At 28.9% G+C, this 21,714-nt stretch carries 19 protein-coding genes; 11 read left to right on the top strand and 8 right to left on the bottom strand.

Annotated features, from left to right (window positions below; all coding sequences use genetic code 11):
- Positions 1 to 101: 101 nt before the first annotated feature.
- The 9 genes from DRF61_RS21050 to DRF61_RS21090 all read left to right on the top strand — a co-directional run bounded on the left by DRF61_RS21050 (position 102) and on the right by DRF61_RS21090 (position 12,122).
- Complete coding sequence (locus DRF61_RS21050) at positions 102 to 707, top strand: hypothetical protein (RefSeq protein WP_111960788.1); 606 nt, start codon at positions 102 to 104, stop codon at positions 705 to 707.
- 450 nt (positions 708 to 1,157) lie between these two features.
- Positions 1,158 to 2,210 (top strand): hypothetical protein, encoded by a 1,053-nt coding sequence (locus DRF61_RS21055; protein WP_146897083.1) that lies wholly within the window; start codon positions 1,158 to 1,160, stop codon positions 2,208 to 2,210.
- A gap of 96 nt (positions 2,211 to 2,306) precedes the next feature.
- Positions 2,307 to 2,624 (top strand): helix-turn-helix transcriptional regulator, encoded by a 318-nt coding sequence (locus tag DRF61_RS21060; RefSeq protein WP_111960792.1) that lies wholly within the window; start codon positions 2,307 to 2,309, stop codon positions 2,622 to 2,624.
- A gap of 158 nt (positions 2,625 to 2,782) precedes the next feature.
- Positions 2,783 to 4,009, top strand: coding sequence for a hypothetical protein (locus DRF61_RS21065; RefSeq protein WP_111960794.1), 1,227 nt, complete (start codon positions 2,783 to 2,785; stop codon positions 4,007 to 4,009).
- Positions 4,010 to 4,433: 424 nt separating this feature from the next.
- The gene (locus tag DRF61_RS21070) at positions 4,434 to 6,311 is read left to right on the top strand and encodes a hypothetical protein (protein ID WP_111960796.1); all 1,878 of its coding nucleotides are present in this window, start codon (positions 4,434 to 4,436) and stop codon (positions 6,309 to 6,311) included.
- The gene (locus tag DRF61_RS21075) at positions 6,308 to 8,059 is read left to right on the top strand and encodes a hypothetical protein (protein ID WP_111960798.1); all 1,752 of its coding nucleotides are present in this window, start codon (positions 6,308 to 6,310) and stop codon (positions 8,057 to 8,059) included. The genes DRF61_RS21070 and DRF61_RS21075 overlap by 4 nt, the downstream gene beginning before the upstream one ends.
- Complete coding sequence (locus DRF61_RS21080) at positions 8,046 to 8,798, top strand: hypothetical protein (protein ID WP_111960800.1); 753 nt, start codon at positions 8,046 to 8,048, stop codon at positions 8,796 to 8,798. Before DRF61_RS21075 ends, DRF61_RS21080 begins: the two co-directional genes overlap by 14 nt.
- A gap of 61 nt (positions 8,799 to 8,859) precedes the next feature.
- Positions 8,860 to 10,011, top strand: coding sequence for a hypothetical protein (locus DRF61_RS21085; protein WP_228452628.1), 1,152 nt, complete (start codon positions 8,860 to 8,862; stop codon positions 10,009 to 10,011).
- A complete protein-coding gene (locus tag DRF61_RS21090; protein WP_111960804.1) occupies positions 10,008 to 12,122 on the top strand; it encodes an ATP-binding protein in 2,115 nt (704 codons plus the stop codon). The genes DRF61_RS21085 and DRF61_RS21090 overlap by 4 nt, the downstream gene beginning before the upstream one ends.
- 700 nt (positions 12,123 to 12,822) lie before the next feature.
- On the opposite strand, the gene DRF61_RS21100 is transcribed toward DRF61_RS21090, so the two are convergent.
- From DRF61_RS21100 to DRF61_RS21125, 6 genes are all read right to left on the bottom strand, one after another.
- Positions 12,823 to 13,170, bottom strand: coding sequence for a hypothetical protein (locus DRF61_RS21100; protein ID WP_111960808.1), 348 nt, complete (start codon positions 13,168 to 13,170; stop codon positions 12,823 to 12,825).
- 4 nt (positions 13,171 to 13,174) lie between these two features.
- Positions 13,175 to 13,573, bottom strand: coding sequence for a hypothetical protein (locus DRF61_RS21105; protein ID WP_111960810.1), 399 nt, complete (start codon positions 13,571 to 13,573; stop codon positions 13,175 to 13,177).
- Between the two features lie 11 nt (positions 13,574 to 13,584).
- Positions 13,585 to 14,043, bottom strand: coding sequence for a hypothetical protein (locus DRF61_RS21110; RefSeq protein ID WP_111960812.1), 459 nt, complete (start codon positions 14,041 to 14,043; stop codon positions 13,585 to 13,587).
- 6 nt (positions 14,044 to 14,049) lie between these two features.
- Complete coding sequence (locus DRF61_RS21115; protein ID WP_111960814.1) at positions 14,050 to 14,259, bottom strand: hypothetical protein; 210 nt, start codon at positions 14,257 to 14,259, stop codon at positions 14,050 to 14,052.
- Between the two features lie 346 nt (positions 14,260 to 14,605).
- Complete coding sequence (locus DRF61_RS21120) at positions 14,606 to 16,279, bottom strand: ATP-binding protein (RefSeq protein ID WP_111960816.1); 1,674 nt, start codon at positions 16,277 to 16,279, stop codon at positions 14,606 to 14,608.
- 1 nt (position 16,280) lies between these two features.
- Positions 16,281 to 17,492, bottom strand: a complete 1,212-nt coding sequence (locus tag DRF61_RS21125) for a DUF4297 family anti-phage-associated protein (RefSeq protein ID WP_111960818.1) — start codon at positions 17,490 to 17,492, stop codon at positions 16,281 to 16,283.
- Positions 17,493 to 17,999: 507 nt separating this feature from the next.
- Here DRF61_RS21125 and DRF61_RS21130 point away from each other — a divergent pair.
- Together DRF61_RS21130 and DRF61_RS21135 are read left to right on the top strand one after the other, a co-directional pair.
- Positions 18,000 to 18,542, top strand: a complete 543-nt coding sequence (locus tag DRF61_RS21130) for an antirestriction protein ArdA (RefSeq protein ID WP_111960820.1) — start codon at positions 18,000 to 18,002, stop codon at positions 18,540 to 18,542.
- Between the two features lie 80 nt (positions 18,543 to 18,622).
- Entirely contained in the window at positions 18,623 to 19,063 is a 441-nt protein-coding gene (locus DRF61_RS21135; protein WP_238601928.1) for a recombinase family protein, read from the top strand.
- Positions 19,064 to 19,503: 440 nt separating this feature from the next.
- Here DRF61_RS21135 and DRF61_RS21140 read toward each other — a convergent pair whose 3' ends face one another.
- Together DRF61_RS21140 and DRF61_RS21145 are read right to left on the bottom strand one after the other, a co-directional pair.
- Positions 19,504 to 20,712 carry a tyrosine-type recombinase/integrase gene (locus DRF61_RS21140; protein ID WP_111960822.1) on the bottom strand — a complete coding sequence of 403 codons (1,209 nt, stop codon included), beginning with the start codon at positions 20,710 to 20,712 and terminating at the stop codon, positions 19,504 to 19,506.
- Between the two features lie 382 nt (positions 20,713 to 21,094).
- Positions 21,095 to 21,529 carry a hypothetical protein gene (locus DRF61_RS21145; protein ID WP_111960824.1) on the bottom strand — a complete coding sequence of 145 codons (435 nt, stop codon included), beginning with the start codon at positions 21,527 to 21,529 and terminating at the stop codon, positions 21,095 to 21,097.
- Positions 21,530 to 21,714 lie beyond the last annotated feature (185 nt).

The following is a 21,714-nucleotide window of genomic DNA, read 5'->3' on the forward strand; positions in this document are numbered from 1 at the left end:
ATTATATATATAGTCGATTGGTATGATGATATTATTATAAAACAGACGGAACTCCTATTGGTGAAAAAACAACATTAATGAAATAGTTTTAAAAAAGAATAATGATTATTAGTATAGAAGACGATGTTTTTGAAGTAAATACATCTGAAGCGTATAATAAAGATATTTTTGTCTATAATAAATGGATAATTATTCCTTATGTAAACCTTGAAATTTTCAATATTAACTTCACTCAAAGCATAATTAAAAGATATGATAAGCTAGATTTTTCATATTTACTTTTTAGAGATGTAAGAGAAATATTTTGGAATTATGCCGTTAATGATGAAGTGAAATATGGAAAATTAATGTTAAATAATTCTTCTTTTGAGAACGATTATATAATAGATTATGTTTCTGGTGCAGATATAATGAATGGCATTTCTGGATGTGAAATCAAAGTGAAATTTAAAGAGCAGTATTTATTTATTTCGAAAGATCATTTACAAATTAAAAGTGGACCATTGAATATCTGGACACCTGTAGATACTCCTAATTTTTCAAGGAATATTGATGAGAAGGCAATAGATATTTTTTATAATAAGCGGTATATTCCAGATGAAATTTTGCAGTTTACAGGAGCTGACTCATTTTCAGAAATTGAGATTTTAGATCTTTTTAAACCTTTACCCAAAGATGAGCAAATAATGATCGCACAGAATTGGTAATCCTTTCTTCTCATATTACGGGATGACAATCTGGGACTGATGAATAAAATCAAAGCTAACTTTTTAGTTGATTTTTTGTAATTTTACAATGCTAACTACATTTTTTGAGTAAAGATAATTATGAAACAGAAATGTTATGCTCACCTTCAATTTGAGAATCTCTGTTATTGATATCTGGGCAAAAAAACACCCCTCAATTGTGCAATTTGAGGGGTTTTGTTTGAAATTGTTTAATTTCCAGTGGTTTCTCCAGGAATATCCCTTTATTCTGATTTTCAATGATTTAAATCTATGTTTACTTTTGAGAGGGACAAAGTAGAGACAATAATTTATAAATTAAGTCTTTTTTGCCGATATTTGTTTAACCCTGTTTAGTAAACTATGAAAGCAAAGATAAACAATTTTTACAATTTTCTTAATGAACTTCGATATAGGTTTCAAAATATTTTAATGTCAAGTCCTGAAAGTTTAGATGAAGATATTGCTCTCCTAGAATCCATCTATTCAATCAATAAAGAACAGTTTCCATTTGATATTAAGACAGTATTTGAAGAATTATATACAGAAAATCCCGATAAGATGGAAATGATTTTTTGGGATAAACTCAAAGAATCTTACTACAATTACGAGCAGTTTGTAGAATTAGATTATCAATATTTTAAAAATACAGATTTACCTGAAAAGTTTCAAAGCCTATTCTATCACAGTAAACTCCTATCATATAACTATTTTGCCTATGTTTCCCGTATTTATTATTGGTACTATGGCAGGAAAAATGAAAATCGGGGTGAAAAAGAAAAGATTACAGCAAAATTTTTAGATGATTACAATAAAATAATCCCCGAATTATCTGAAGGTGATGCTATGCAAAAAATTCAAAATTACTTTTCTCTTAATTTTGAAATGTTAGAAAACTATATAAAATATATTTACGCAAAAAATGATTTTCACCTTGAAATTGTTGAGCTCCGAATGTCTGATAATAGCTTTATAAATAAGGGACTGGAAAAATTAGCAAATGAATATTATTCAAAATTAGAAGTACTTGCAAACTACAAAGACAATATAACAAAGTTAGCGATGAATCTGAGGTTTGAATATCCTTATTTTTTACATAGTGAAGGTGCATTTGCAAAAAAAGTTGCTAAAAGTCAAGAGCCTATAAAATTTCTTCATCCAGAAAATGTTCTTAGTTCGCTTAAACCATATATTAATGAAGAGTTTAATGCATCTTTGGGAAAACTAATTTTCGGTGAGGTGACTAATGTAGACAAGGAAATTGCTTTCAGAGGAAGTTCTAATATGCTTGTTTATTTTTTTAAACAACTTTATGAGGATGGTCACCTAATTGCTGATAGCAAAGAGCAGATTTCGGAATGGATAATTAAAAACTTTATGTTTTATGATGAAGAGGATTACAAAAAGTTTAAAAAAGATACTATTCAAAAAACTTTAATGAGAGATTGTAAGCCTCCCAAAAGAGAGGTTAAATATCTCGGTTAATTTTTTTGAGTCCCTTTTTTGTCCCTATTTAGGTACAGGCATTGATTGAGGATAATTCACTAAAGTATTTTTGTATCATAATTTAAAATAAACATTATGAAACAAGAAAAATTCTTAGAGATTATCACTCAATTAGTGAGTGCTTTTCCGTCAGAAAATCAAACAGACGAGAAATTAGATTTATTAATTTCAAAATTAGAAAGTAAAGACAAAGATTCTGCGGAATCAGAGAAAGACGAACATCTCTTAATAGCTGAAGTATGTGAACTTACCAAAAAAAAGAGAACAACCATTTGGCTTTGGAACAAAAAAGGTTTATTAAAGCCTGTTGGTAAGTCTGGGAAAAGCCCTATTTATAGGAGAAGTGATGTTTTGAATTATATTTATAATTCTGAAAAACAACAAACTGAATAATTTTTTTAAGTAAAATTACTTCTAAACAGCGCTGTTTATCTTATATCAAAGTCTTATTTCCTAAAGACTTAAAAAAAAATAAATTTTATCGAACAAATATTAATCCGCAGTGGAAATTCCTTTGCATGGTTTTCCATTGCCTAAAAATTAAGAAGCTTATGTTTTCAGTTATACAAAACGTAAAAAACCGAAATATTATCGGACAAATAAACTCCGTAGCTGGGTTTGTTGAATATCTTAAAGATGCAAAAAGGGTAGAAGTCCCCCAAATATTAAAATTACGAGAAATAGATAAAAAAAGTAAAGAATATCAGGCAATAAAAATAACATTACCTTCAATTTGTTTTAACTACACTTTCAAGAATAACTACGTCAATACCGAAAATGCAAATGAATCAACGGGATTTTTGTATTTTGATATAGACGGAGAAAAAGACTTTAACTACGACACAACTTATATTACAGCATTATGGAAAAGTGTTGGAGGAAATGGTTTTGGATTACTCGTAAAAGTAAGAAACCTTGTAAAAGAGAATTTCAAGGAAAGTTATGGGCATATAGTAGATATATTGGGTATCCCTTATGATAAATCATGCAATGATTGTAGTCGAGTGAACATTATCAGTTTTGATACAGAAGCACACTACAATGAAAATGCTGTTGAAATTGATTTATTAGAGTTTAATACAACTGTTTTACACGCAGTTAAAAAACTCCCCCATTTTAATAGTAATAAAAATAAAAAATTAGGTTACTCTCTCAATGGGGGTAATATTAGATTCAATAATTTATCTGACGTATTGGAAGAAAAAGATTTTGAATTTAACAAAGAAGGATATTATGATTTTGGAAAAGAAAAAGTAGAATATTGTAAATGCTTTGCCCCACGTAAAATTGTTCCTGAAGGATTAAGGAATCAGAGGGTAAGTTCTTACGCCTATTGTCTTATTTCAATAAATCCTGATGCTGGTTTTACTAACTTTAAACGTTATCTACAAAAATACAATACGAAATGTTGTAACCCACCTCTTGAATGGGAGGAAATAGACCATATAGCTACTAAAATTTACAATTTAAGAGGAAATGTCAACCCAAGAAATAATGCTAAAAGAAGGGTTGTTTATGGTGCTAAAATTAATACAATAGACGAAAAGCGAAAAATTAATGGTAAGATTTTAGGAAATGAAAGGTCTGAAAATACCTTTAAAAGTTTAGTGGATTGTGTGTTGAGCTGGGATTATGAAAAGTACCCGAAAATCACTCAAAAAACGTTACGAACAGTTTCAGGCAGGTGTAAAAATACGATTGAAAAATACTACCGTAGCGTTCTTAATACGGTCAGAAGATTAAAGGCTGAGAGCTTAAAAAATGAAGTAGGAGAATGATTTTCTTCTACTTTATTGTGTTTAATTTTATAAATGAAAAGTAATAAATTCTCAAAAAGAATTAAACGTAATCGAACAAAAGTCCTTAATCAGAATGGATGAACCTAGAAGTTTTGAACACATCGAAACAAGGTTTGGGATAAATGGGAGTTATGTAGGGATTGTAATGACCTATAAAGGTAAAGATAGTTATAGAGGAACTGTTACCAAAAGCATTAAAGCGAAAGTAAATTTAAAAGATTCCCTAGTTTTAGTGGAACAATAAAGGCAATTTTGGAATATTTATTAAAAATATTTGAAAATTAATTATTTTGCTTGTAATTAATTTGATAAGCAAAATAATTGTGGAATATCATGATGATTTTTTATTCTAGATAAATTAGTGTGCGGAGTTTTTAACTTGTAAATTTTGTAACTTTGTTAGATGGCAAAAGACACAGAAAAACAAATTATTAGAGCGTTTTTAGATTATTACTTTAAAACTCGAAAATCTCAATTTTCAAAACAAGAAATCCCACAATATAAGGAGCTAATTAAACTTGGAATATTATATGAAATTGATACAGAAAGAGGAATATTAGAATTAGAACAAAATTCTAATAAATTACAAGATATTGTACTGAAAACTGCTACTGAAAAATTAAACAATCAATTACCAAATGATATTTCGGAAGCATTCAAGTTTGTTGATAAATTTGAAGAGACGCTTAAAAAAGAATATAATTGTGAAAGAATTATTAACTCTTTTAGCCATATTATAAAGGGGTTTAAAGGATTTGCACTCTATGTTTTACATAAAAACGGTTTAGATATAAAGAGTTTTTTACAATCACTTGACAAGGATAATAGAGAAAAGCATTTATTCTCTTTTGAAAGAAGTTTTTTTGATTTTTTGCCAAATTCAGATTATTCTGAAAAGGAAATTTTTGAGATATTCAGCAAATTGGATGATAAATATGCTGAACATGATATTATTATGTTCCTGCGTAATTCTTTTAAGCAAGATTTAAGTTTTGGCAATAAACTATTAAAATATGCTTTAGAAAATAATGTTAAGGAAAGGTTTATATCAGATTTATTAATCGGAGCTTATAATTCAGGAGATTTAACTGCTATTGATAAAGCAACAAGTCTAAAAGATAAAAATTATAGTGAGTGTTTATTTATTTTAGGTAGGCTAAATTTTCAAAACGAAATCGATATAGAGAAAGCATATAATCAAATTGGAGAGATAGAAATTAAAGACGTAGATATTGCTCATCAGCAATCATATCTTATCCAAAATATCGTCGAAAATAAAAAGACAACAGAAGCCATTTTAAAACAGTCTTTTATATTCTATTTGGAATTTCTAAATAATGGCACAGACGAGATAATAAATAGTGTTTTTCATGATATTTCTATGTTAAATGGATTTGAATCAGAAAAGTACGGCTTACTACATTTGTATCTTTCAAAAACAGGAAATTTTGCAGTAATAAAGCATTTTTTCTACCATTTTTCTGAACCAGTATATATTTTTGATATTATGATGAGGTTATTCGACAAAGACCGTAATCATAATTTTCCTATGGATTTATTTGAAAACGGTATCAGTGAATTTTGGAATAAAAATCATATTAAAACAGAGGAATGCATTTTAAATCTTTTTAAGCAATACTCTTTTCTTGGGGTACTTGGCGTAAAAGTGATACTTAGTTCACATTTTGGTATATACCATGTAGATTTATTAAAATTGGATAAGGTAGAATGTCAACTAAATGCCATAAATAACATTTGTAAATATCCTCATTCATTCGATAAGCTATTGCCTTTAATTCTGCCATTAAGAAATTCCAAATTGAGAGGTGTACGAGAGCATATTCAAAATAGTTTAGCTCAAATAGTTTTCAACTCTTATCATGAGACAATCTATAAAGAAATAGAAATTAGTATAGGTAAAACAAAAAGAGACAAAGAGTTTTTAAATCCAATTAAAAAAGCATTAGAAGATTATTATAAACTAAAAGAGTTGAAAGAATCTATTAACGACCTAAATCCTTATGAAAATGAACGTGATTTAATGGATTTATTTTATCGTTTGGAACACGAAGCTCACGCAAAAATGATGAACGAAGTAAATGCAGGAAAAGGGACTTTTATGGAAATGGTTAAAACTAATATTATTGTTAGAGGAAACTCTTTCAAGTTTGATGATAAAGAACCTACTCCAATGTCATTAATCAAAAGCAGTATGCTTATAGATAGTAGTAGTTATCTTAACCCTGATTTATATGATCATAATTTGAATATCACAGAATGAACATAAAGCCAATTATAGTTAAATCCTACCTCGAATCTTTAACAGAGGAAAGAGAACTTAATAGAATATTTCCCATGCTATTAACTTCTTTAGGATTTGAAATTTTAACCAAACCGACAGAAAATAAGGGGTTGCCCGAATATGGTAAAGACATAGTTGCAGTAGGAAAAGATAATGACGGTATAAAAAAGCGATTTTACTTTGAACTAAAAGGTGGTAATGATAGAGATATTAATTCCGTTGTTTTAACGAAAAACGACGGAATTATGATGTCTTTACGGGAGGCAAAATATGCGGATTTTGAAACTACCTATAAAGATTTTAATACACTACCTCAAAAAGTAGTGCTTGTTCATAATGGGGAGCTAAAAGCAAATGCAAGAAAAACGTTTACGGGGTTTATTTCTAAAGAATTTCCTACTAATGGAGGTATTGAATTTGACCGTTGGGACATTGAGCGATTAAGTTTAGAGTTTTCAAATCATTTATTCGGAGCTTATCTTTTAACTGACCAAAATACTACAAAACTTTTCAATAAAGTTCTAATTAACTTAAACGCTTCTAATCATATTTCAGAGGATTTTATAAAACTATTAGATGATTTATTTAGTAAAAATGAATGGCAAGGTTGGAACAAGAAAAAAAGAGAATGGATTTTACTATTTGAGACTTTGAAATTAATCTCATTTATTATCTATACGGAAGCTAAGGATTATAATAACCTTGATATTGCGAAGAGATATTTAACGCATTTAATTCTAAAATACTGGCATTGGATTTTAAAAAATAAATTAGAAAATGATAAAAAGATTATTGCTCACTTTAATAATGTATTAACATTCTATTTATCAATACTAACCGAGTATTTTAAAAGAACTTTACCATTGGCAAAAATTCAGAATGGTTTATCTTATGAAAATTCGGGAAGATATGAACAAATAGGATATACAAAACGAACATTTGAATATTTAGAATATCTAACATTCCTGTTAAATATTGATTTTGAGAATCCCAATGTAAACAAAAATACTGTCAAAGAAATTTTAACTTCTGTAATTAATGCAAATAGTGTTTCTTTTCGTCCATTGGTAGATATAAACTCTATCCCAATTGTTGATATTTTAAATCTCTATTTACTTCTTGATGATAAACAAAGTGCAATAAATTACTTAAAAAGTGTATTAAGCTATATTGTTAATGGAAAAGAAAAGTATGGAAGATTACCCGATGCTAATAATAGTTATGAAAATGTAATTCGTTTTACAATTACGGGAGAAAAACCAGTTTATTACTCCGATAGTACAAGTCCTCTTTTAGCGGTTCTATTGGAATATATTGCAATATTGGATTTAGAGCAAGAGTATAAAGATATTCGAAAGTTCGTCATTGATAATAAAATAGACTTAGGTATTTTTACCCCTCATCATGGAATAAACTCTACCTCAACTCATTTAATAGAGAATATAGAAGATGATTTAGAGGAGCAATTGTTTTCAAATCCAAGACTAAATGATGGTTATCAAAGAGATATAAAACTTTTTATTGATTTACATGAGGAAATGAACTTTGAAGCATTCAAACTTGATTTTCAAAAAAGAATTGAGGAATTTCAATACGAATATAGAACAGATAAAGCAGGTTATTATTTTTTAAAAAATCTTGCTCATATCTATTTCCAAATCCCTTATTTTCCCGATAAATGGAGAAGTTCAAAACTATTAAAGAAGACAGAAAATGCCAACATTTGAAGAAGCGTATTATAAAATTGAAAAAAAGAATGTAGAAATTAAGGACTACATTGATAAAATTCATTATGAAAAAATATACTGTCCTGAATGCCTTACAGCACCATTACATATTGTGCGTAAACAAAATGTATTTCCTTACTACGCTTCAAATAGTAAACAAGCACACTTAGAAGATTGTCAGCATTATGAAGATTATATTACTAAGAAAAACCTCAATAAACTTATTGAAAGTAAAAATAATGAAGATGAAAAAAGATTAAAATTTCTAATTAATAATAATCTACAAGGTGCTATTAATTTACTAATAAAAAATGAAATAATTGAAAATGTAACAGTTGAAAATTCAATTAAAAAGACTTCAACAAATCAATTAAAAATCTCATCAAACGAGTACAAATATGATAGAATACCAAGAGTTAGTATTAATAGACTTTTAGGTAAAAAAGAAGAATTTATTGACAATTACCTAATAATTTGGGGAATTGCTAATATTGAGAGCAAGGATTATGAACGCATGAATTCAACAACAGGCAAAAAATTTAAAATAAAGAAACTAATATTTCGAGTTAAAGAAAATTTCAAGTTTTCTATACAACTTTCAGAAAATCAAATTAAACATTATAAGGAGCTACCCCAAAATTCGATGAATAAAGGATTTGCGGTGTTTGGATTAATAAAAAGCAATAATGGTTTTCTTGAATTAAAGATTTTAACAACAGAGCATTTACAGTATTTGTAATGTTTAGTGTTTTTTTAATACATAATATTTTAACTGAATAATGATTAGTATTAGGCAGTGTGTGGATGAAAAACAAATCCAAACTCTAAAAGAACAACATAACAAGTTTATTTTTAAAGAAATTAATAAAAGATTGGACTTCTATATACATTTGTTTACTGTACTCAATGAAATAAATGGAAAAAAAATAGGAGGGAAAACAATCGAAAGTAAAATAACTTCATCTAGATTGCTCCATCATACACAATATGAGTCATTTATTAAAACTATTTTTAAGAGACCGCATAATTTTTCAAAAAAAGCATATACTAAATTAAAATATGATAAAAATTTTAAAGTAGTAAAGAAAGATTTCGATACCGTAATTTTACTTTTAAAGAGGCTTAAATCTACAGAACATTCAGATTTTAATTTATTACAGCTTGATTTAAGCCAAAGAAAAGAAAGTTATTTCAGATACTATTCAACGCTTAAAAAAATTTATGAACCAATAAAATTCTTATTAGAGAAAATTTTTGATTACGATTGGTTTATAGCATTGAAACCAAGTACAGAGTGGAATGCTTATAAACTTACTTTAGGTTTGGGTATTAATGTTTGTTGTTACTGTAATAAGCAATACACTTTTACTTTAACCAAAGGCTCTGAAAAATTAACACGTCCACAGTTAGACCATTTTTTACCTCAAAAATACAATCCACTATTAGCATTAAACTTTTTTAATCTAATACCATCTTGTAGGGTTTGTAATAGTGATTGCAAGGGTGATGTGAATTTTTCATATTCGGCTTATATTTCACCTTATGAAAATATATCAAGTTCTCAACTTTTTAAATATAATTATGAACCTGATAGTTATCTAGGTGCGATTGGGGAAAGTCAAGATTTAAATATTATAATTGATTATAGTGTAGCTAAGGATATAGATACAAAGAAGCGATTTGAAAATAATATATCTGTATTTGAAGAGAGCTTATTAGTTAATCAACATAAAGATTTAGTACAAGAAATACTAAAGAGGCGATATATTTCAAACGATAAATATATTGATGTACTTATAAATACATTCCCCAAAGCTAAATTAACGCTAGAAGAGGCCTATCAAATAGCTTATGGGAATTTTTTTGATGAAAAATTGTTTCACAAACGGCCATTATCAAAATTAACTAAAGACATTGCATTTAATACAGGTAGTTTAAAACTTAAAAAATGAATTTTAAAATCTTAGCAATACGCCCATTAGAGAACTGTGAAGGACTTAAAAACCTCCAAGAAGGACACCTTTATCAATTTTATAATAATTATCGTTTTTCCACTGACGATGAGGTTATTACTGAAAATAGTGAAGTTCCTGAAAACCTTTTTAATTCAAATGACACTCAAACTATTACTGTGGGAGCTATTGTGGGGAAAAATGGTAGTGGAAAAAGTGCGATAATTGAACTATTGATTAAAGCAATAGTAAAAACATCACTAATTTTAAATGATAAATTTATAAATCCTGATGACCTTTTTAATAATTCTGATGCAAAGGATAAATTCAAAAATAGTATAAATATAGACCTTTCAAATCTACATTTGGAAATCTATTACATTTCTAAAATGAATAGATTATTTATTGGAACTGATGGAAAATTGAAACCCTATGCCGAATCAAAAAAGATGATGATTCGAAAGATTGTGCTTAGTGGTAATTCTTTCAATTTTACAGATTATTTGAAATATAAGGATAAATATGAAAAGTCTTCAACATTTGATTCTGATTTGATTTTGAAGTCAAATTATGAGGAGGATTTTCTTGAAGATTTTTTTTATTCTATGATTGTTAATTATTCATTTTATGGATTCAACAATAAGGAAATAGGAGATTGGATTCATGGAGTATTCCATAAGAATGATGGTTATCAACTTCCTGTTGTGATTAATCCATATAGAAGCAAGGGTAATATTGACATTAATATAGAAAAAAGTCTTACAAAGTCAAGATTTTTAGTAAATATTCTTGAAAAAAAAGAATTACGAAAAGTATCTGACAAAAAGGAAATTTCTTATCTTAAAATAAGCCTCAATACTAATAAGTTTAATTTTTCAAATAATAAACTTAAAAGTTCTTTCACAAACTCGAAACAAGAAAAAGAATCCATTTTGAGAAGTTTATTAGAGTCATTCTATGGAGAAAAGAAAATACCGAACACTAATAACGATTTTTATGAATATGCTCTAGAATATATTTTGTATAAAGTTTATAAAATAACAAACTATTCTATTTATAGGGGGTATGTACAAAATTTCAAAGAAAATATAGATGAGCAATATTATAGTCATAAAGAAGTTACAATAATTAATGATGATAATCTAAAATATTATTTTTATTTATTATCCCATGATACAAGCCACAATACTTTTAAATTGAGGCAAGCACTTTATTATACAATTTCGGGTTACTTATGTGAAAAGGATTTACAAGAAATAATGGAAGTAGATTCTCTATACAATAAAATTTCTAGTAATTTAAATCAAATAAAAGATGTAATTAAAGACAAAGATGGAAACTCCCTTTTTGATTTAGAGTTTTCAATTAATGAATCATTACCCTCTTTTTTTGAGACAGAACTTTATTTTTCAAAAGAATTAACTACAGAAAATACTTTTTCAAATCTTAGTTCGGGTGAAAAGCAAAAAATATTTAGTATAAGTTCTGTCATATATCATCTGAGAAATCTTTATTCAATAAGTCGCAAAGGAGGAGGAGAGAATAAGAATGAAAATTTAATTCGATATAATAATATAAATATTATTTTCGATGAGATTGAACTATATTTTCATCCTCAGTTTCAAAAATCATTTATTAGAGATTTGTTAGATAATATTAAAGTTCTAAATGGTGCTTATGTTAATAAACTGAATATTATTTTTCTCACCCATTCTCCTTTTATTCTATCCGATATTCCTAAGCAAAATGTTCTTTTTTTAGATGGCGGAAAAACTAGAGATTTTAAACAGCAAAATACTTTCGCAGCAAATATATCTACTCTTTTATCAGACTCTTTTTTCATCGATAACGGATTAATTGGAGATTTTGCAATAAAGAAAATTAATGAAGTAATTGATTTTTTAAATGGACAGAATAACGAGATGAAAGTTGAAGAATGTAAAAATATAATTCAATTAATTGATGAACCTATTTTGCAAAAAAAACTAATTGAGTTGTTTTCAGAAAAATTCCCGAGTGAAGAAAGATTAAATTACCTGAAAAAAGAACTAGAGAGGCTTCAAGAAGAAATTAAAAAGGAAGAAAAACGAACACCTAATTCTTTGAATTAATCATTATTAAATTATTGGTATTTTGAAACAATTAAAATTAAGCGATACTCTCCACTAAGATGTAAGCGAATTAGTCAATACTAAATCTGACAGTTATCAACAAATTGAATAACTTTAAACGGATTCCGTTAGTACAACGGTTGAGTACGGACATATTTTGAAAACTTTTATACTTCACTATATGTATGAATACACAGGTTTAATACCTAAAATAGAAAAAGAAAAATGGAAAACTCACGATTTTCAAACTGACTATAAAAAAACGAGTAGAGTTGCATCCAAAATGGTATGCTTATAATGGTTTTAAGATGATTTTCAGTGGGTTTTGTTATAGGGAGATGTAAATTGTATAATTTTATCAATTTGGTGCGATTTTGATAGTTCAAAGCCAAAGTATTAAGCACTATCTCGGTTAAACGAGGTAGTTTTTTTGCTTTTTTAAGAAAAAAATAATATGTGAGTAGCGACAAAACCTGTCGTGTTATAGACAGGTTTTAAAGTATTTAGTAATTTTTCTTTTTGAGTTATTTCTTTAATGCATTGATTACGATTTTCAAGCCAAACATTAAATAGTATGCGCAACCAATATACAAAACAAGGATTGAAAATAACATCAAAATAAGCAATACATCATCCCAAATGCTGTATGGTTTAAACTCCATTGCTGGAAAACAAGTGGTTTGCTTTTGTAATTGCAGTATCATTTTGCTACATCAAATGGATTTTCACTGTTTTTCATAAATACTGAGCCCATTCTCTTGTATTTCATAGGTTTACCGTTTGCGCATAATTCATAAATCCCATTGCCTTTCTGCTCAGAAATTCGCAAGAAAACAACATCTTTTTCCTCGCAATCATTGTCTATTGCAACGTGTTTTCTAAGGTCTTCAATCGTTGCATCAACTTTTTTCAAAAAAGATTGGATTTTCTTATCGGGAGCTGGTTCTTGATAGTTTGACGGTAAATCACACTTTTTATCTTTCTGTGTGTCTTGTGCAAAATAAAGTGTTGGCAACGCCAATGCAAGAGTAAATAGTAATTTTTTCATGTTGTTATTCTTTTATAAATTCTGTAATACTGTTTCCGTTATCAAAGTTGAGTTTTGTTGCTGTTACTTTTTTGAATTTGAAAATTTGAGAAACTCCACCATTAGCAAGAATGAAAGTAAATTCTGTATCACTTGACGTTTGAGAATACCCTCCGTTATCAGCAATATACTTGTAGCTCTGAGAATATCCACCCATCGACATAACAATATCACCGTTTGAAAAGGTGTAAGATTGATAAGCTGTATCTCCTAAATAGCTAGTCCATTTTCCAATAATCCATGCAGGAGGATTGATTTTGTTGTTTACGGTTGTAGGGTTGGTTGTCTGTTCGTCATTATCAGATGATGAGCATGAGAATAATGGCAATACAACCAACGAAAGTGTAAAAATTAATTTTTTCATAATACTATATTTTATTTGATAAATTCTTCTCTTTGTTTTGAGGCTTCGGCGTAACTGTCAAATACAAGAATTTTTCTTTTTCTGATATTCATTCCTGTGGGAACAGCACCGTCTTTGTAAAGTGTTTTCTCGAACTCGTCCATTTTTTTATACTTAGCATCTTCACTTATGTCTATCATTTCAATAACGTCACTACCAATACTTTGATAGCGAGACATATTCTCTATAGTAAGTACAGAATCACTATTGGGAGCTATTATAGCCCATATAATTGCATATTTAGGCTTTGTTTGAGCGGTTGGTATTGTATCTTGAATAATAGATGTAGAATCGTTAAAAATAGGTGTAGAAGCCTGATAAGTAGTATCAGTGCTAATGGAATCGGAGTTCATATAAACATCATCCCAAGTGTCTCGTTTTTTACAGCTAACTACTGTGCAAAAAGCCATTAATAAGTAAATTTTTTTCATAATGACTTATTTTTCAGATAATAATGCAATAATTCCAATGAGAATAAAGTGTCCTATGTAGGAAAGAATTCCCCAGACAATCATAAATCCGATTGCTCCGAGAAAAGATTGTGGCTCAGTCAAATTCCAAGAAAGAACTCCCGAACCAATAATAACGACTGCGTAAAGGATAAATGCTAATACGGGTAAGCATCCGCCCTCATTTGTGTTGCTCATATTTTTATAAATTTTATTTCATTTTGAGCAACGAAAAAAGCAGGTAAACTCTACTGTTCTCATCAAGAAGGTCGGCTAAAACCTAAGCACAAAAAACAGAGAGCAACCTGCCATATAGGAAGGTGCTCACTTGTTTTTGCTTTCTGTGCTTTTACATAAATTAGCCGTTTACTTGAGCGTTAGCAAAAAAAGTTTTCACTTTTATCGTTGATGTCTTCTAAAATAGCCTGATAGCTTTTTAGATAAATTTTTCTATATCAATAATTAAACCGTTATTTCACGAATTACAAAAATGAGAAAAAAATCCATATCCTGTGGATCTTTTTATATTTTTTATTGTTTTATTTTAGCTATACCATTCATTTTTAATTTCTTCAATGTTCATATTTTTCCATTCTTCCTTCCATAGCTCCCAATATGGTATATCATTAGATGATGGTTCGTTTGCACACCTGTCAATTTGAACAATGGAAGGTAAAATAATTGATTCTCCAACAAGTAGTGCTTCGCCCTGTTTCAATGATGGCATTTTATCAACTAAAGTTCCTAATGTATCTGGAAGAAGTTTCTTAACATAACCTTGGTCAACAGGGTTTGTTAAGCGCATGGCAATGAAGTTATTACATTGTGAAAATATTGTTTCAGAAATCTCAGATGGTCTTTGACTTGCAAGAAGTAAGGTAACACCATATTTTCTGCCCTCTTTTGCAATTCTTTCTATGGATTTTTTAGATGAACGATATTTTACCAAATCACTGTTAGGGACATATTTATGAGCTTCTTCATAAACGAGTAAAATAGGAATGTCATTGTTTATTTTCTCATTTGGATCTTTCGCATTTCTTAACCTTTTGTAGAAATAGCCATACTCAAAAACCATTCTTGAAATTAAAGAAACTGTAATACTTAAAACCTCAAAGGGAACGCCACTTAAATCAATAACAGTAACATTAGACTGTTTGTCTGTTTGATAACCAACAAGTTGATTTAATGTTTCTTCAAAAGTTATGTCTTTTGATTTTTGTCCAAGTAAAAAATCTAGTCGATTATCATTTATCTTATTTTCTAATCTATTTACAAAATTGGTTAATTTTCCATACAGGCTACCTTGAGTGGTTTTTTCCTGACCTTTTTTTGCTCCTGAAACATATTCTTCTCCTGTTCCAATTACCTCAGTATTTTTTTCTTTTGCATACTCTAATACATAATTAATATCAAAATACAATGGTGAATCATAATGAATTTTATTTTTATTAGTTTCTACTCCTTTAAAATGTTTTTTTCTGTCAGCAACAATTGCTTCTTTAAAAATGAATTTTTGATTATGGTCATTTGCCTCTGTATCTAAAAAAAATTCTTCAAGTTCTTCGCTATTTAAAAGCCAGTAAGGCAGCACTAAATTTTTAATGTCAATAAAATTAGCTGTTGGAAATGCAGATTTGTATTCAGAATGAATGTCAAATACAATAATATGAGAATTGTTAATTGAAAAGCTTCCATTTTTCTCAGCAATAGCTTTCTGTATGATTGTAGATAATGTATGAGATTTTCCTGAGCCTGTTGAGCCTACTATTGCAACATGTTTGTTGAAAAATTTATTCCCATTTACTGATATGCGGATATTTGGATTGGAAGATAAAGAAGCAAAAGTAAATTTTTCTTTTGGGTCAATGTATTGGTCATATATCTTTTTTATCTCTTCTTCTGTGGCTGGTTCAACTTTTTTGGGAGGAATTGCTAAAGAATCTCCACCCCTAATAAATTTACCTCCTCTTATCATTCCCAAAGGAAGTGCTTCAATTGCATAATCTCTTTTTCCCGCTTCATTTACAATTATTGAAAAATTTTCGATGATTGCCATTAATATAGCATTTTCATTGTCCGAAATTTTAAGATAAGAACCAACTTGTAATGCTTCTCCTGCTATCCGAAAATCTTCAAGGCTATCAACAACAATTTTTATTTTGTCTGGATAGACCGCAATTACTTCTGCGTTTATTTTTTCAGTCTCTTGTGCCATATTATACGATTTTTTTGATGTCAGTTAATTGTGAAATTTGAATTTGTACATGCTTCACGTTAATGTATGAAGAATTAAAAAAAGGATTTGTACAATAGAATTGATAAATTTCCTTTGTTTTATTTATCTCATTCAATGTAAGATTAATATGTTCAAATTTGTTGAGTAATTTAAATTTTATAGAATTGTCATTATTAGCTGTTTTACATATTGATTTTACACTAAATTCTGCTCCATCAAAATCGAACCCATCTATAAATATAAAATCTTCCGAATAAAGTTCTTTTTTCAGCTCAAGTAATTCTTTATGAGGAATATTATGTAAGTAAATGTATGGACAGAATGGTTTTTGTTCTCTTTTTGAAAGTTTAGACCATTTTTTTGAAATAGTGAATATTATATCTTTTAATTCTGTTCGTACATAATTTGTCGTTGGTATTTCAATTATAAAAAAACGTTCAAAGGGAGAAATGTTTAAAGCTGTAAAATATTGAGTTCTCAGTTCTGTAAATAATTTTGCTTCGCCCTTATATGTAATAAACCATTCGTTAAACAGAATTCTTTTTAAATCAATTTTTTTCAAAAACTCCGACTTGCTAATTTTTCTTTTTTTTACATCATCTTCAATCGAAAGTTCTTTTATGACTTTAAGAGCATTATTATAGAAAAAGTGCTCTGCTTCAAAAGCTTTACAGCCAAACTGACTAATTAATAATGTTGAAATTTTTTTGACTTGACTTTGGTATTCCATTGCATTAATATTTATTTCAAGTAAAGAAATAAAATCATCTAGTTCATTATCAGTAAGATTGTGCTTTATATGGTGATAATATTCAACTTTTTTTTCTGTGTAAGTTAGAAAATGCTTTTTAAGAAAAGTTGAATCTATTGGCAGTGTTAGCTTTGCCTGTCCCGATTCAAAATATCCATAAAGTTTATAATTTATCTGTTTCTTAGCTCCTTCTATAACTTCTTTATAATGGTCAAGCATTAATCGAATTGGCTTTGCAATAACTGAATGATTATATTCTTTTTTGGCGTGATATTTACATTGAATTGCTGTTTCTTCAGTGGCAGTGTTTATATCAATATCTTCAATTCCTTCAATAACAATTGTTTCGGTATCTTTTTTCAATTCTAATAATTTTACAATAGCAAGATCGAATTGATAGAAATAACCTTTTATTGTATCAATAGCTGTTCTTTCTTTCATAGTTTGATTATTTTAGTTTTTATTCCAACTATTTGTTAGAGTGAGTAATTATAGTAAAAAAAAATATCCCCTGTATGTGGTTTCCCATAAAAGTGTATTATTTTTTGACATTGTTCAAATTTGCTTTAATGATAGAGCAAATACCCTATTTAGAAATCTTTATTATATGTCTGGAAAGAGTACCCATATTAGTCTAAGGGGGGAAGGGTAAGGCGAGTTTTCGGTAGTACCCCCCCATCTCTTGACAACCGAGTAAAAGTTTTTCGAACGATCTAAAAACCTCAACACTTTTTTGAACATTTTTAGACTACAATCCAAAGTTAGAACAGTTTTCAAGAGATTTCCTACGGATTCAAAATATTATTGCTGTTTCATTCAAAAGTATGCTAATTTTAGAACATTTGGCATGGTTTTCGACTAATAAAATCAACAAAAAACCCCATCAATACTACTAATATTGTATGGGGAAGTGTAAAAAATTCTAACGCTAATTAAAACTTATCTACAATGACAAAGTTACAAAATTGTTTGGAGGACTTCCAAATCTATGTCGGTACTTATGGCAAGTACAATTCAGGAAGCATTTACGGAGAATGGCTTCAATTATCAAATTATTTAAGTTATGGCGAGCTTTTACAAGCTATGCAGGAACTACACCAAGACGAAGACGAACCAGAGTTTATGTTTCAGGACTATGAATGTAATCAGTTCTTTATCAAACAAAAGCTAATCAGTGAATGCCATCTTTCGGCAGACATTTACGAGATAGCCGAACAAATCAATAGTTCAGATTATGATTTCGAGGTTATAGAAGCCTATGCAGAGTGCATGAGTTATTATCATAAGGACGTTGAAGACCTATTAGACAACCTTTCAGATTCTTATTTCGGACAGTATAATTCAGATGAAGACTTTGCGCAGGATATTTTAGAGCAGGACGGCTCAATTCCTGAAAACCTGCCCCCTTACATTTACATTGATTGGGAAGCAACCGCCAGACATCTGATGTACAATTATATGAGTTCTAACGGGTATTACTTTAGAAACTAGTCACAATAAAAATCTTTGCACCTTGCTTAAATGCAGGGTGCTTTATACCAATTACAATTATGAAAGCAAGATATATAAGAGTGAGTACAGGAGCACAAAACACCGCAAGACAGGAAGAGAAGCAGGCACAGGGCGAAAGAATATTTATTGATGTTGTTAGCGGTTCTACTCCCTTTAAGGACAGAGAACAAGGAAAGAAGCTGATAAGAGCCATTGAAAATAATGAGATTAATTACGTTTCCGTAAGTTCTATTGACAGGCTCGGAAGAAATCTCTACGACATTCTTACTACTTTGGAATTTTTCAAAGAAAGGGGCATTATTCTCAAAGTTGATAATCTCGGAATAGAAAGCCTGATTAAGGGTAAAGAGAATCAAGCATTCAAACTTATTATTTCCGTTATGGCTAACATCGCCGAAATGGAACGAGAAACTATTTTAGAGCGTCAACGTGAAGGAATTGCACTTGCCAAGCTCGTGGAACCTATAAAGGGCGTGAAAAAGGTTCTGTGGAGAGCATAGAAGACTTTTTATTGAAGTATAAAGAGGTGATTAAGAATCTAAAGAAAGGAAATTCTATTAGAGATACAGCTAAAATCTGTAATGTCAGTATTGGAACTGTTCAGAAAGTCAAAAATAATATCTGATGTGACGAGGGTAGACCACTCAAAGAAAATGAAATTATCACTATCGATAAATCAAAAAGTAGGCAAAAAGGAGCTATTTATGCTATTGGGGTTGGTGTCTCTCTTTATTATTTATATATCTAAAATGGTACTTAATTTAGTTGCCTGTTGATTTTTCAAAATATTAAAATTTCACAATTTTGGGCTATATGGATAATCTATGAAAAAGAGCCTGATTTATGCGATTGCAATAGTCAGGCTCTTAAAATGTCTATATGAATATTTTTGTTATTTCATTTTTTAAATAAAATAATAGCTTATCAATAAGACAGGGTTTTATTTTTTCCATGCAGAATGTAAACTATCAGCTACCATTTCACGGGAAAACTGAACATATTTTTTAAAAGACTTGTAATCCTTATGGCCAGTTATTTTTCGGATAAATTCTTCATTCATGCCGTTAATTAGGGAATTTGTAATAAAGAATACTCGTCCGTAATGCATTGTTAAGTAATCGTGGGCATTTTTTTCTACTGTAATTTCGCTACTTCCTGAATATTTTACAAATCGTATTTTATCATCAAAGCCAATTGCTTCAAAAAGTTTTTTGATTTCTCTATTGCAGAATTGATTAGTGGGTACTTTTAGTCTACCATAACGTTCTGTGTGATTTTTGATTATCTCTTTGGGTACATCCAATAATGGAATTTCGAGCATTTCTTTTGCTTTCTTAATGCGTAAACGTAAGAAATCTTCTTTAATATCTTCTGGTCTCATATTCTGAATGTCAACAAACCTCAAACCAGTGTACGAACTAAAAATGAAAATATCTCTAACGATATTGCTGTAATCATTCTCGAAATCTGTTGTTCTCAACTTTTCTACGATTTCAGGAGTAAGTTTTATTTTTTCAGAATCCTCTTTAAAAACTAAGAATTTTTTAAATTCCATATTATTATGAAATCTTCTTTCTCCTGCCCAATTCATGAATGTTTTGAGTATTGTTATATATTTTCCAATGGTAGAGTTATAAAAGTTTTTTTCAAAAAAATATGCAAGTAGTTCATCATGAAAATTAAGGTTGATATTTTCAAACGATAAATTAAATTTTGTTTCATCTGAAAATGCTTGAAGGTGATTTTTACACGTTTTATATGTCTTTACCGTATTTTCAGATTTTTCCTGTCTTCTAACTTCTATAAATTCATCAAAAACAGTTAAGATACCTTTTTTCTTAGCAGTTGTTGTGTTGACGGGTGTAATCTTGTGTTTAAACTCTTTTTCTAAAATTTCTTTAGAGAGAGGTTGTTCCTTCAATAAATACTCCCTTTCAATCTCTTTTAAGATTTTGACAGTGTTTTCAATTTTCAGATTTTTAGTTGCTGATTCTGGAGCAAGTTGTCTCACTTTTGTCCCCGTCCATTGTGAGGGTTTTACTTTTACCCCTGTGGAGCGTTTCAGTCTCTGACCTTTTAGGGTTGCAGAAACATATACCATTGTCTCGGTTGCCTTTTTAGGCTCTTTTAAAAAAAATGCAATGTTCATAGTTCTATTTTTTGTTTCAAAATTAGTCTGTGATACAACTGAAAATCTTTTTAAATTGTCCTCAGGGACAACATAGGGACAAAAAAGGACTAAATTTTATGAAACACTATTAAACATCATCAAAACAAAAATCCCTTCTAAACATTGTTTAAAAGGGATTTTATTGATTGTTTAAGTTGAATTGTGTTCAACTTTTGTGGTTTCTCCAGGAATATATTTTATTCTTTATTATCCTTTTATAAATAAGGATTTTAGGATTTTTAATTTACTAGGTAACCGATTATTCCACCTTGGGAAATAGGACAAAATTTGCTCAAATTGCTTCAAAACAAAAATATAAATTTTCTTTATAGTGAGCAAATTTTGATTGTGCTATAATGACTCATTGAGTATTTTCATAACCTGCTTTTGAAGATTTAAACTTCTTCAATACTGATAAACCCAATAGAAAAATTATTATATTCAATGTGAGATGTTGTCCTAGATATTTATCATTCAAAACTAAATAAATACAATAAGTTTCAAAAATGATAACCAAAAGGATTAAGCTAAAAAAAATGTATACAATGAAGCTTTTGTTTCCTTGCCTCAAGAACAAAATGATAAAAAATAGATATAGCAATATGCTTATTAGCTGAGATTTGAAAACGGTTTCTTCCGAACTAGCAATGGCTATATCAATAATAGAGAAACGCTTACTAATAACAAAGTCATACAAAAAAATATTGTTTTTTGTAGATATATTTATTCCTACATAAATAGAGGTCAAGAATCCTGCTATTAATATTATTGCTGCTATAATTTTCTTTTGATCCATTTCTGTTTTTTTTATTCACCTCGGATATTCTAAGAATTTTCTGATTTGATAGAAAAATCTTTCAATCAGTCTATTATCGTGGAGATGATTTTTTAATCCTTTATCAAAAGTAAGATTTTTGTTGCTTTCAACAATGTCATTCCTTAAAGAAGTAATTCTCTAGTTTAATCATTTTTACCCTTCGA

It is taken from the genome of Chryseobacterium lathyri, assembly GCF_003290185.1.
Lineage (GTDB): Bacteria > Bacteroidota > Bacteroidia > Flavobacteriales > Weeksellaceae > Chryseobacterium > Chryseobacterium lathyri.